Raw genomic sequence first — 12,728 nt, 5'->3', positions numbered from 1 at the left:
AACCTCCTAGTTTGGCTTCATCTCTATTCTATTTACGCTCCGAAAAAAACAGCTTTAGAATAGGATACTGTAATTTCACTGCATTTGGCAAGGACAATATGAAGCTTATCCACCCACAATTTCACTTCTCCCCCCATGGATTGTCGCATGGCCTCATGGTAAACTTAATGAATGCTTATATCTCACAGGAAAAGGTGATTCTCATGAAAAAAATAGGCTTCATCGGACTGGGCACCATGGGAGCGCCCATGGCTTCCAATTTGTTAAAACAAGGTTACGAGGTAACCGTCTATAACCGCACGGCTTCCAAGGCCGAAGCGCTTGTCCGGGAAGGCGCGTCCCAAGCCGCCACTCCTGCCGAAGCGGCCTCAGGACAGGATGCGGTCATCACGATGGTCAGCAATGACGATTCCATCCGCGAGGTGTTTTACGGCGAAGATGGCATTCTAAAAACGCTGGCTCAAGGCACCACCGTCATTGACAGCAGCACCATTTCCCCGGGGCTCGTCAAAGAGCTGGCCGCCGAGGTTCACAAGCTCGGAGCCTATTTCCTCGACGCACCGGTTACCGGCAGCAAGCCGGCGGCCATCGACGGCACACTCGTATTTATGGTCGGCGGAGAAGCTTCCGTGCTGGAAGCCGCATCCGGCCTGTTTGATACGCTGGGCAAGAAGTTCATCCATATGGGACCAAGCGGCAGCGGTTCCGTTGCCAAGCTTGCCCATAACACGATGGTCGGCATCAACAACCTGGCCTTGGCGGAAGGCTTCGCCATCGCCGCCAAATCCGGCATTCCTGCGGACAGCTTCCTCGAGCTGGTACAGCTCGGTTCGGCCGGCAGCAAGGCCGCGGACCTGAAAGGCCGGAAGATCATCGACCACGACTTCAGCAACCAGTTCTCCCTTGCGCTGATGCTCAAAGACCTGAAGCTCGCCTCCTCCCTCACCGACGCCACCGGCGTACCGTCCCCGATGCTGAACCTGGCAAAAAGCCTGTTTCAAGCCGGGCAGACGCAGGGCTTCGGAGATGAGGATCTGTCCGCTGTCGTCAAATGCTATGAAGCATGGATCGGACAGACGATCGGCGGCAAGCCGCTGCAATAATGGACGGGCTCCTTCCATATACAGCCATAGGTTGAATGGAACGGCTCCAAATTATGCAGAAAAATGAGTTTACCGGAGAGAAAAGGGTAAGTCCGCCAGATGACGGACTTACCCTTTTTCGTTACTCCGCCGGGTAGGAGCAGCAGTAATCGGTTACGCTGAACACTTCCAGAGCGAATTTGGAATGGGCAGGCACGTGAAACGTGTGTGCTCCCTGAATTTCTTGCCAGGATTCTTCACCGGGAAGAAGGACCTTCAGGTGGCCGGACAGGATCTCCATAATTTCAGGACCGTCCGTCCCAAATTCATACGTGCCCGGAAGCATGATTCCGAGCGTAACCTTGCTACCATCTTCCAGAATGACGGTGCGGCTGGTCACCTGGCCGTCATAATAGACGTTGGCTGCTTTGACGATGGTGGCATTGCTGAACTGCGACATGTGCTCACTGCTCCTTTTGAACTCAAAATATGAATTAAACGGCTATGACCTTACAGCAGCCCTTTGACACGGCTGACTACATTGTCCACCGTAAATCCGTATTCTTCGATGACGCGGTTGCCAGGAGCAGATGCGCCAAAGATGGAGATGCCGAGAATGTCGCCTTTGTCGCCGACATAGCGTTCCCAACCGAATGGCGAAGCCATTTCGATGGCAAGACGCGCTTTGACGTCAGGCAGCAGGACGGAATCTTTGTAAGCTTGATCTTGTTTTTCAAACAGATCCCAGCTTGGCATGCTGATGACGCGAACTTCGATGCCCTCTTTGGACAGCGCTTCGGCAGCTTTCACAGCCAGCTGTACTTCGGAACCCGTTGCGATGATTTGCGCTTGAGGTTTGCCGTTCTTCGCGTCAGCTACTACATAAGCACCGCGCTTGATGCCTTCGCGTGCGCCCTCAGCCGTAGCGGCCAGGATTGGCAGGTTTTGGCGCGTCAATACGAGCGCTACCGGGTTCTCTTTATTTTCAACGGTGTAAGCCCAGGCTGCCGATGTTTCGTTGGCGTCAGCCGGACGGATTACAGTCAATCCAGGAATGATGCGCAGCGATGCCAGCTGTTCGATCGGTTCATGGGTAGGACCGTCTTCACCAACCGCAATACTGTCATGAGTCAGAACGTAAGTGACAGGCAGCTTCATGATCGAAGCCAGACGAACCGCCGGACGCAGGTAGTCGGTAAATACGAAGAACGTTCCGCCGAATACTTTCAGTCCGCCATGCAGCGTCATGCCGTTCATCACAGCAGCCATCGCGAATTCGCGTACGCCGAAGTAGATGTTGCGGCCTTCGCGGCTGTCAGGCGTGAAGTTGGCCAGGTTGTTCAGGTGAGTCATTGTGGAGCTTTCCAAGTCGGCGGATCCGCCCAGCAGCTGTGGTACGCCGCCTGTAAGACCGTTCAGGGCGTTACCGGAAGCGACGCGTGTCGATACGGCTTTGTCTTCCACGGAATACTTCGGAAGGTCTTTATCCCATCCTTCAGCAAGGTCGCCGGCAACGGCTCTTTCGAATTGAGCGGCCAGTTCAGGATAAGCTTTCTTGTAAGCCTCGAACTGCTCGTTCCATTCTTTGTTGACTTTCACGCCGTGTTCTTTCACTTTCGCGAAATGAGCGCGAACTTCTTCAGGCACGTAGAAATCTTCTTCGTATACCCATTTGTAGAATTCTTTGGTCAGCTTGGCTTCTTCCGCACCCAGCGGGGATCCGTGAGTACCGCCATGGCCGCCTTTACCTTGTTTGTTCGGGCTTCCGTAACCGATGATGGTTTTCACTTCGATCAGGGTCGGTTTGCTCGTTTCGGCTTGCGCTTCCGCAATGGCTTTCTCGATGGCCGGAAGATCGTTGCCGTCTTCCACGCGCAGCACTTGCCATCCGTAGGCTTCGAAACGCTTCTGTACGTTTTCGGAGAAGGACAGGTTAAGTTTACCGTCGAGGGAAATGTCATTGGAATCGTACAGCATGATCAGTTTGCCGAGCTGTTGATGGCCCGCCAAAGAAGCAGCCTCATGCGAGATACCTTCCATCAGGTCGCCGTCGCCGCAGATCGCGTACGTATAGTGGTCAACCACTTTGTAGTTGTCTTTGTTGTAAGTTGCAGCCAGCTGAGCTTCAGCCATTGCCATACCAACGGCCATAGCCACGCCTTGTCCAAGAGGACCTGTCGTTGCGTCAACGCCAGCTGTGTGACCGAACTCTGGGTGACCTGGAGTCAGGCTTCCCCATTGACGGAATTGTTTCAGTTCTTCCATTGGAAGATCATATCCGCTCAGGTGAAGCAGGCTGTACAGCAGCATAGAGCCGTGCCCAGCGGAGAGAACAAAACGGTCGCGGTTAATCCAAGTCGGATTCTCCGGATTGTGGTTCATCGTCTTTGCGAACAGCTGGTATCCCATTGGTGCAGAGCCCATCGGCATACCCGGATGTCCGGAGTTGGCTTTCTCGATCGCATCGATCGCGAGGGTACGGATCGTCGTAATCGACAGATTATCGATGGTCGCGTTCTCGGCCTTGTCAATCGCTTGATTCTTGTCAGTCATGGTTATCCTCCTCAGTATTTCTGGGAAATTAACATGAAGCGGGCACACTTGAAAGCACGGAAAAACCCGGCGGCTTAGAAGAACATCCGCTTGAATGTTTCATTTTGACTTATTATAACACTTGCCTTTCTTCTTTTCCATAACCTTTATCACCATTCCCCATGAAGAAGGTCATTATGCGGAGCAAATCAGATCGGATAAAGGGGCAGCAGATCCCGCCCGAAGCCAAGAGCCGGGCGGAATTGAGCGAAGTCCCGCCCTCCCTCCGTCTGGCAATAGTTTCAAACTATTTTCATGTACCCTGCGGGTTGACTCGTCTTCCATCTATGACCCGCACGGTCCGGTCCTGAAACAGCAAAAACCATTGGAAACAGCCGTTTCTTCAAGTATGATAGTTCGTAACTCAACTTCATGTAACCGAGGTGAAAACGTCAAATGAACGGAAATACGCACATTCTGGTAGTGGAAGACGACAACGACATCAGCGGCCTGCTCTGCAGTATCGTCCGCCGCAGCGGATATACCGCACAGCCCGCCTTTTCCGGAACCGAGGCCCTCATTTATTTGAAACAGCAGCCCTGGGACATGGTCCTTCTGGATTTGATGCTTCCCGGCTTATCCGGCGAGGAAGTACTGAAAGAAGTTCGGGAACACGGCGCTCCGCCGGTAATGATCATTTCCGCCAAGGGCGACCAGTCCGGAAAGATCGCCGCCCTCCGCGGCGGTGCCGACGACTATATCACGAAGCCGTTCGACATCGAGGAAGTTTCTGCACGCATCGACTCGCATCTTAGACGGATCCATCGTGCCGCGAACTCCGCCAAGCCGGTCATCTATTCGCATAAAAATTTGCTGCTCGACCCGGAAGCCAAAACCGTACACGCCGACGGCGAGCCGATTTCCCTGACCGCCCGAGAATTCGATATCCTTCATCTGCTCATGGCATCGCCCAAAAAGGTATTTTCCAAATCCAATCTGTACGAGAGCATCTGGGGCGAGGAGTTTCTCGGGGATGACAATACCGTCAACGTACATATGAGCAATCTGCGCAGCAAGCTGGCCAAGGCTTGCCCTGGCGAGGAATGGATCGAAACCGTCTGGGGCATCGGCTACCGGCTGAAGCCGTGAGGAGGTGGAACTTAGGCCCGCTGCCTTTCAGGGTTGTACAGCCGCATCCTTCAACAGCATAGCGTTATCCGCTGCAGTCTTGTACCGGCCGCAGTCGCCTCTTCAGACTTAAGCCTTTCTTAAGAATTGCCTTAAACTTCTCTTACGCTTTCCGGAATACACTGAGCCTATCACTGGAGGGAGGCTGATGAGAAAACCATGAGCGAATATGTTCTTCGCACCACTAATCTCACCAAAACGTTCAAAAACGGCGTCGCTTTGGATAAGGTGAATCTCTCGATCAAACGGGGGTCCATTTACGGATTCATTGGGCAAAACGGAGCCGGCAAATCCACGCTCATCCGCATCGCCGCGGGGCTGGCCTTTCCGACGGAAGGCTCGGTGGAGCTGTTCGGATACAGCGGTCCTTCGGAAACAAACGAGGCGCGCAAACGCATCGGATCGATCATTGAAAGCCCGGCGCTGTTCCCGCAAATGACGGCGGAGGAGAACGTCGAGGCCAACCGGCTTCTGCGGGGCATTCCCGGAAAAGACTGCGTAAAGCGCACGCTTGAACTGGTGGGCCTGGAAGAGACAGGTCGGAAAAAAGCGAAAAACTTCTCGCTGGGCATGAAGCAGCGTCTGGGCCTGGCGATTGCCCTGCTGGGTGATCCGGAGTTTCTCATTCTGGACGAGCCCACCAATGGGCTTGACCCTATGGGCGTCGTCGAAATGCGCGAGCTGCTCAAGCGGCTGAACCAGGAACGGCGGATCACCATCCTGATTTCCAGCCATATTTTAAGCGAGCTGCATCTGCTGGCCACCCATTACGGCATCATTCACCGCGGCGTCCTGCTCGAGGAACTGACGGCCAAGGAACTGCAGGAGAAATGCCGGCAGTTCATTCATATCAAAGTTAACGACCCCGCCGCGGCGGCATCGGTCCTGCAGAACCGTCTGGACACCACGGAATTCGAGGTCATGCCGGACGGGTCCATCCAGCTCTACGATCATTTGGAGCATCCCGGGCGCGTATCGACCGCATTAGCCGCATCCGGCCTGGAGATCGAGCAGTTTATGCCGAAAGGCGAAGACCTGGAGACGTTTTTCACGAAACGGATCGGAGGTGTGCAGCCATGAGCAACGTCATCAAAGCGGAATGGTTCAAGCTGCGCAAGGACCTCTCGTTCCGGACCCTGCTCCTGTGCATTGCGGCGGCCGCCATCGTGTATCCCCTGCTCGTCATCATGGACCATACCGCCGGCGAGCCGGAAGTCACGAGCCTGGAGTTTATGCAAAATGTGCTGGCCGGAAACGCCTATGTGCTGAAATTTTCCGCCGCCCTGCTGGCCGGTTTCTTTATTTCCAGCGAATATTCGACCGGCGTCATGAAATGCATCGCCTCTTCCGGCAACAGCCGGATCCGGCTGTTCGCCGCAAAGCTGCTGGTCTTCACCGTTGGTACAGCCTTGCTTGCGCTCACCCTGCCTGTGGTAGCAACAGCCGTGATGGTGATCGCAAATGGGGACGCGGGATCGTTACCGCTACCTTTTGTACTGCGAGCCCTGGGATTTACCGTCCTCTATGCGGCAGGATTCGCCGGCATTGCCGCCTTGTTCTCCACCTTGCTGACCGACAGCGGCAAATCGATCGGCTTCCTGTTTATCCTGTTCCTGCTGGCCGATTCCCTGTTCGCCGGAGCCGGCGGATACATTCCTTTCATCGGCACGCTGTACGACTACTCTGTCTTCCAGCTGGTCAATAACGTGTCGGTCCTGGAACGAAGCAGCGGGCAGCTCACCGCCATGACCGTTGTGCCGGTCGTCTGGTTCCTGATGTTTGGAGCTTTGGGGATTCTGGCCTTCCGGAAGAAGGAGATTAAGTAAGAAGCAACCCCATACAAACAATGAGCTGCAAGGTAGTGAATCTATTTTCGCGGGAAACCATCAAACCAAAGGAGGCGGACAAACGATGCTCTACATCACCATTGTCGCTGTCGCCGTTATTGCTCTGCTCGTCGTCCGCCTCCTGCGGATGCGCAGGGAACTTCGGCGGGTAACCGCCCAGTTGAAGAGCTACAACGATGGCAGGTCGGGCAAAAAAACCGATTTGTCCTATTACGAAAAAGATCTTGAATCGCTTGCGGCTGAAATCAACCGTCTGATCGACCGGGTGACCGAGAGCGGCGCCCTGCAGCGCCGAACGGAAAACGAACTGAAGCAGGCGATCGCCAACATGTCCCATGATATCCGCACGCCGCTGACGTCGATCTTCGGCTATATTCAGCTGCTTGAGGCCGAGGACCTCAGTCCCGAAGAAAAGCATGCCTACTTAAGTGTGATCAAACACCGTTCGCAGCGTCTGCAGGCGCTGCTGAACGATTTTTTCGAGCTGTCCGTGATCGAGTCCACCGATTACGAGCTGAAGCCGGCGCGCATCCGTTTCGTCCCGGTACTGCAGGACGTGATCATGAGCCTGTACGACCAGTTCACCGACTGCAGTATCACCCCAATCCTGGAGTTTCCTGAAGAGGAGGTCATCGGTTTCGCGGATGAGTCGGCCGTCAAACGGGTCATCGAAAACCTGCTGCTCAATACGATCAAACACACGCGCGGCGAAGTCGGCATCGGACTGAAGCGGCAAAATAACGAGGCGGTGCTGGTCATCCGCAATGATGCCCCGCATCTCGCCGGCACCGATCCCTCCCTGCTGTTTGACCGGTTCTACACAGCCGACCAAACGCGCTCCGGTAAAGGGACCGGCCTCGGACTGTCCATCGCCCGCAGCCTGATGGAGAAGATGGGCGGCCGGCTGTCCGCCGAGCTGAGTGGGGACGTGCTGACGATGACATGCCGCTGGGAGCTCACCACAAGCGGGAATTCGCAGGGAGCGTCGGTCACCTGAGAGAAGACGTTATAATTGAAAATTCACAGATTGTAATTGAAAATCCATATGAAAAAGAACCCCTTGGAATGGCATTTACTGGCGGGCCTCAGCCCTCCTGCCTCCCAGGGGTTCTTTGGTTTGAGTAAAATTGGCGTGGATCCGCGCTCTAGCGCGGGTTCCGCTTGCGCGCGGCCAGCAGGCGGTCCATCGCTGCGGACCGCTCTTCCTCCGGCTGCGGCGGGCTTTGCGCCGCAGCTTCCTTGCCCGGCCCGGCCTCCAGCGGCCGGGCTGCAGGCTTCCCGCGCGGCGGCGAAGGCGAAGCCGCCGGGCGGGAAGCCCCCGAAGCCGGACGCTCCGCTCCGGCTTCCTGCGGGCTGCGCCCGCTGGCGCCGGCCGCGCCGCGCTCCGCGCGCGCCTGCGGCGCCGGTGCCGGCGGCCCGGCGTTGCGGCCGCCGTAGAAGGCGGCGGTGCGCTGCTTGCGCGCCGCCAGCCGGCCCAGGCCGGCGTCCGGGGCCTCCGCCCCGCCGGCCGGTGCTTGCCGCCGCCGCAGGATGGCGGCGGCCCGCGCAGCGATGGCGCCCCATGGGAGCGCCAGGCGGCGGACGGCAATGTCCGCCACCCACAGCACCAGGGCCGCCGCCAGCAGCGCATAGCTCCAATCATGGAGCTGGCGGCTCGGCTTGGCTTTGGCGGCAAATACCTGCTCCGGATGATCCATCGACAGCATCCGGCCGCCGGTCAGCTCAGCCAATCGCTGAAGCCCCTGATCCGCATTCCCGTCCGCAATCCGGTATTCCGGAGAGTAAGGGACGACCAGCCCGGTGCCGGGCGCAGCCGGCTTGCCGCTGCCATCGAGCAGCGTCATCAGATACGAACCGGACTGGTCCACCGGCAGCTCTCCGGTATAGCTTCCCGGCGCCTCCTGAACGAGATCCACCTTATGCTCCTGCAGATCATCCCCGGTAATGACCGCCTGCAGTTGATCCGTGCCCGCCGTATCCGATTTGACTTCAAAACGGACCCGGTTCCCCTCGATCTGCGTGCTTACCTCATACGGGGAAGCTGTAAACTGCGGGAAGGTCCACTTTACCATCTGGGTCACGACATTGGAGAAGGCGGGCCAAGCTACCCAGTCCTTCGACCATTTGCCCATCAGGTCGCTCGTCCAGGCGACGGTTCGGCCGGATCCGTACTGCCACCTCGCCAGCAGCGGGTCGGGCTCCGGACTGGTCAGCACCGTCTGCGCCCCCTGCTTCGGCGTGGTGGCGACATAGCCGTAAACTTGCGGCACGCCATTTTCAAACAAAGACGTCCAGTCCCCGCCGTTTTGCAGTGCCGGCACAAACGGCTTGTCCACGATGTAGGACTTGGACATCATCGCGGCTTCGCGGCTGAAAATGGACGGTATCGACGAAGCGTCATCCACAAAGTAGTATCGGCCCTTGGCCTCATCCGCCAGCGACTGCAGCAGATTGACGTCCGCGTCCATTCCGACCGCAACCGTGGACATCGTGATTTTGCCGCCCTTCATTTGCTCGATCAAATCGCTGTATCCGCCGTTTCCGGCCGACTGTCCGTCGGTCATCAGAATGATATGCTTCCGCTGCGCCTTGACCTTCAGCATTTCCTCTACGGCGGTGGCCGCAGCCGGGTAAATATCGGTCCCGCCATCGCTTTGGATGGACTGGATCTGCGAGATAACTTCCTCCTTGCCGTTCGCCAGAGGCTGAGGCGTCACCACCCACCATGGCTGGGAATCAAAGGCGAGCACGCCGACCGTATCCTTGGATCTCAACATCTCCACCGTACGGATCGCCGCTTCCTTGGCGAGCTCCATTTTGTCGCCGCTCATGCTGCCCGAACGGTCAATGACCAGGATCAGACCGAGGGACGGGATCTCCCGCTTGCCCTCCAGCTCCATGGAGACGGGGAGCAGCTTTTCGATCGGCGTCTTGAAATAGCCGCCCATGCCGTAGCTGTCCTCGCCACCGGCCATCATAAACCCGACCCCGTAGGTGCGGACCGCCTGTTCGATCATGGCCATCCGCCGCTCGCCCACCTGGTCACCGGAAACGTTGTTAAAAATAATGGAGTCATACGCTGCATATTTCGCCGGCTCCAGCGGCAGAACACTCGGATCGATCCGCTCGTACTGAACCAGGCCCGATGAGAGGGCCGACGCAAGATTGGCCGCGTTTCCCTTCTCGCCTTCCACGATCAGCACCTTGGGCGGACCCTCCACCCGGGTAAAGGCATATCCCGCATTGTTGGCCGACTGGCGGTCGCCGTCCATGAAAATTTCGGCACGGTAGCGGTGAAGTCCCGTTTTTTTGGCCAACCCCTTCACGGCGTACCGGTTGTCTCCCGGGGTCACGTCCACCGACTCGCGGCCGATCTCGGCGTTGTCTTCATACAGCCGGAGCTCACCCTTGCCTTTATAGGTGCTCCGCACCAGTACTTCAATATAATAGGACTCTGCTTGGTAGAGCTTCTCCGGGACTCTGACTTCCTCCACGGAGACGTCCTGCTGTTCGGACGAAGGCATCTCCAGCACGTCAACCGGGATGCCCTGGTTCTTCAACAGCCGTCCGGCCGACAGCATGCTGCCGACATTCTCCTCCCCGTCGGTGATCAGAACGATCCGGGAATCCGAGCGGCTGTCCAGCATGCTCCCGGAGAGCGTCATGCCGGCTTCCAGATTCGTGTATTCCCGCTTCAGTTCCGCATTTAGCCGAAGGGAGCCCGGGAGCCCACGGGTCTCTTTTTGCTCAACAGCCGCGCCCAGACCTGTGGATACCACCGCGACGGTGTCCTTCGCTTCCTTGCCTTTGGCCGATTGTCCAATAAACGCTTCGGCGCTTTCCGTGTCCGTCATGCTCATCGAGCGGTCAACGACATATACGACCTTCTTTTGGTGCAATACAGTATAAGATTGCAATCCGGACAGCATCAGCACGAGCAGCAGCAGGATCACGGAACGGATGGCAATCGCCCAGGTTTTGCGGCGGCCGGCCAGGCGAAAGTCCGATTTGTACGCATACACCATCAGAAGCGCCAGTGGAAGGAGCAATAGCAGCAGCCAAGGGTAATTAAATTGAACGCCCACGCTGGTACACCCCCCATTCAGTCACGATCATCAGCAGTACGACGGCGGCGGCCAGCCACATCAGCGAGTAGCGGCTTTGACCGATTTTCCCATCCGTTCCCGGATTCCCTGCCTGTTCTCCGGCACCTGCCTCAGCCCTGCCTGTATCGTCTTGGCCCGATTTCAAAACAACCGGCTTAGAGGAGGCAAAGGTCCCCTCAAAAGGATCGGCAGCCGCCTCCACCAGATAGCTGGTGGTGTTCCCCTGACTGTTTCGCTCTTCAAAAGCATACAATCCGGGTACTTGCGGCGCCGTCTGCAGGGAGGATATCGCCCGCTCCCGTTTTTGCACCTCCGGAACCGGCGCTCCCGCACCAGGCACCCCGGTATGCTGCACCTTCCATTCCGCTTGCTCCGCATCCGCTGCGATCGGCACCTCCATGCCCGATCCGGCTGTTACCCTGCCGAGGCCCATACCTTCGCCTTCGTTCAGCCAAGAAACCGCGTTATGGACGAGGATCGGAAATTCCGCCGACAGCGGCAGATCCGTGTCCTGCAGCCGGAACAGAAACGACAGCCGCGGATGTCCCGCTTCCTTGCCTGCATATATTGCCGGCGTACCGCCGATCGTCACCAGCGGCTCGGCCCAGGCCGGCAGCGGTTCCTTGTGCAGCTCGCCAACGTAGAGGCCCTTCAGCGTGATGTACCGGTTCACCGGATGATCGGATACTTTAGGCTCCTGACCGTTCACCTTGACTTCCGGACCGCTGCCGCCGATCGACCACAGCGGGGTCTCTTCAAGCAGCTGCTTCCAGGAACCTTCCTTCGTAAAAGCAGGCGCCTGCCCGTCCACAACGATCAAATCCGGCGGATCCTTGGGAACCTGTGGAACAGACGCAGCGTTCCCTGAATCCGCCGTTTTCACGGAATTGCTGGATGCCGTCTCTTCCGTTGTCATCCGGGTCACCTGCGCTCCGGTCAGCTGCAGCGCCTTTTCCAGAAACAGATTGCCCGGCGTCAGCAGCAGAATGCTCGGCTCCCGGCTGCTTTTCCCAAAAGCGTAAGCTGCGTTGTCGGCGGCATATCCGTCATCGCCATCCAGCTCAATCCGGTACACGTCAGCCGGCGGCAGAGACTGCAGAACCAGCGTGGCGCTATGCCGGGTAAGATCGGCCGATTCGGTACGCAGCAGCTTGTTGTCCCCATAAATGCGTACATCGACCGGCGCATCCCATGTCCCGCTCGAGCCGAGCACGGCCACCGCATCATTACCTTCCTTGCCCTGCTGAATGCCAAACTGCTGGATGCCGGCATTTTTCACCGGACCGTTTCCAACCAGAACTGTGTGTGCAGGAACATCAAACGTGACCTGGTCGCTGGCGCCCTTCCATTCGCCGTCCGTAAAAAGAACAACCTCCGCGTTCTGCTCCTCCCGCGTAAGCGCAGAGGCCAGCGACAGCGTCTCATTATACGCCGCCTGACCGTAGTAAGGCGTGAGACCGTCGATCGCATCCTGAATGCGCTTCGCATCCTTTTCCCGGGAAATGATCACGTCGGGCTCGGATTTCATGCTGAGCAGGGTAACCTCGCTGCCGCGGGCATGCTTCTTCACGTACTGCTTCATCTCGGATTTCATTCGTTCGATCCGCGTCTCCTGCGGGTCCTGGGAAGACTGTTCTGCATTGCCGACTGGCGGCGCCGCTATTGCACCCATGCTCCCCGATGTATCGGCAACGAAGACGATATGCCCCCCGCTATTTCCGGATACCCACAGATAAGGCTGCAGCAGGGCAAAAACGAGCAGCGCGGCGGCAAGCAGCTGCAGCCACAGCAGCAGGCGATTTTGCAGCTTCTGCCACGGGCGGTTGGCTTCGATATTTTTCAGCACCCGGTCCCACAGCAGGTGGCTGGGCACGGTGGTGTCTATAAACTTGCGTTTGAGCAAATACATCAGCAGAATCGCCGGTATGCTGAGCGCAAACCACAGCCCTGCCCATGAACCGATTCCCACAATG

General features: G+C 57.4%; 9 protein-coding genes. 5 read left to right on the top strand and 4 right to left on the bottom strand.

Going from position 1 to position 12,728, the window contains the following annotated elements; translation table 11 throughout:
• The first annotated feature begins 203 nt into the window (after positions 1 to 203).
• The gene (locus tag ABID47_RS29735; RefSeq protein WP_354502364.1) at positions 204 to 1,103 is read left to right on the top strand and encodes an NAD(P)-dependent oxidoreductase; all 900 of its coding nucleotides are present in this window, start codon (positions 204 to 206) and stop codon (positions 1,101 to 1,103) included.
• Positions 1,104 to 1,224: 121 nt separating this feature from the next.
• Here the strand turns inward: ABID47_RS29735 and ppnP are convergent, their stop codons facing one another.
• On the bottom strand, positions 1,225 to 1,542 hold the full coding sequence (gene ppnP / locus ABID47_RS29730; RefSeq protein ID WP_076173446.1) for a pyrimidine/purine nucleoside phosphorylase: 318 nt from the start codon (positions 1,540 to 1,542) through the stop codon (positions 1,225 to 1,227).
• Positions 1,543 to 1,592: 50 nt separating this feature from the next.
• Positions 1,593 to 3,635 (bottom strand): transketolase, encoded by a 2,043-nt coding sequence (gene tkt / locus ABID47_RS29725; RefSeq protein ID WP_251672959.1) that lies wholly within the window; start codon positions 3,633 to 3,635, stop codon positions 1,593 to 1,595.
• 435 nt (positions 3,636 to 4,070) lie between these two features.
• Between tkt and ABID47_RS29720 the strand changes: the two genes are divergently transcribed.
• From ABID47_RS29720 to ABID47_RS29705, 4 genes are all read left to right on the top strand, one after another.
• Positions 4,071 to 4,763: a response regulator transcription factor gene (locus ABID47_RS29720; protein ID WP_354502362.1), complete on the top strand. Its 693-nt coding sequence runs from the start codon at positions 4,071 to 4,073 to the stop codon at positions 4,761 to 4,763.
• Positions 4,764 to 4,961: 198 nt separating this feature from the next.
• Positions 4,962 to 5,882 (top strand): ABC transporter ATP-binding protein, encoded by a 921-nt coding sequence (locus tag ABID47_RS29715; protein WP_354502360.1) that lies wholly within the window; start codon positions 4,962 to 4,964, stop codon positions 5,880 to 5,882.
• Positions 5,879 to 6,628, top strand: a complete 750-nt coding sequence (locus ABID47_RS29710; RefSeq protein ID WP_354502358.1) for an ABC transporter permease — start codon at positions 5,879 to 5,881, stop codon at positions 6,626 to 6,628. Before ABID47_RS29715 ends, ABID47_RS29710 begins: the two co-directional genes overlap by 4 nt.
• An 85-nt stretch (positions 6,629 to 6,713) precedes the next feature.
• The gene (locus ABID47_RS29705; RefSeq protein ID WP_354502356.1) at positions 6,714 to 7,646 is read left to right on the top strand and encodes a sensor histidine kinase; all 933 of its coding nucleotides are present in this window, start codon (positions 6,714 to 6,716) and stop codon (positions 7,644 to 7,646) included.
• A 148-nt stretch (positions 7,647 to 7,794) separates the two neighbouring features.
• Here ABID47_RS29705 and ABID47_RS29700 read toward each other — a convergent pair whose 3' ends face one another.
• Together ABID47_RS29700 and ABID47_RS29695 are read right to left on the bottom strand one after the other, a co-directional pair.
• The gene (locus ABID47_RS29700) at positions 7,795 to 10,734 is read right to left on the bottom strand and encodes a VWA domain-containing protein (RefSeq protein WP_354502354.1); all 2,940 of its coding nucleotides are present in this window, start codon (positions 10,732 to 10,734) and stop codon (positions 7,795 to 7,797) included.
• Entirely contained in the window at positions 10,718 to 12,724 is a 2,007-nt protein-coding gene (locus ABID47_RS29695) for a VWA domain-containing protein (protein ID WP_354502352.1), read from the bottom strand. The genes ABID47_RS29700 and ABID47_RS29695 overlap by 17 nt, the downstream gene beginning before the upstream one ends.
• Positions 12,725 to 12,728: the final 4 nt, after the last annotated feature.

Origin of the sequence: Paenibacillus favisporus (assembly GCF_040545415.1) — a bacterium.
Classification (GTDB): domain Bacteria; phylum Bacillota; class Bacilli; order Paenibacillales; family Paenibacillaceae; genus Paenibacillus_AQ; species Paenibacillus_AQ favisporus.
This window is presented reverse-complemented; position numbering and strand designations above follow the sequence as displayed.

What these genes read in the sequence shown, in the direction of transcription:
- ABID47_RS29735 (WP_354502364.1), top strand. Translation starts at nt 204, where the DNA reads ATGAAAAAAATAGGCTTCATCGGACTGGGCACCATGGGAGCGCCCATG.
- ppnP (WP_076173446.1), bottom strand. Translation starts at nt 1,542, where the DNA reads ATGTCGCAGTTCAGCAATGCCACCATCGTCAAAGCAGCCAACGTCTAT.
- tkt (WP_251672959.1), bottom strand. Translation starts at nt 3,635, where the DNA reads ATGACTGACAAGAATCAAGCGATTGACAAGGCCGAGAACGCGACCATC.
- ABID47_RS29720 (WP_354502362.1), top strand. Translation starts at nt 4,071, where the DNA reads ATGAACGGAAATACGCACATTCTGGTAGTGGAAGACGACAACGACATC.
- ABID47_RS29715 (WP_354502360.1), top strand. Translation starts at nt 4,962, where the DNA reads ATGAGCGAATATGTTCTTCGCACCACTAATCTCACCAAAACGTTCAAA.
- ABID47_RS29710 (WP_354502358.1), top strand. Translation starts at nt 5,879, where the DNA reads ATGAGCAACGTCATCAAAGCGGAATGGTTCAAGCTGCGCAAGGACCTC.
- ABID47_RS29705 (WP_354502356.1), top strand. Translation starts at nt 6,714, where the DNA reads ATGCTCTACATCACCATTGTCGCTGTCGCCGTTATTGCTCTGCTCGTC.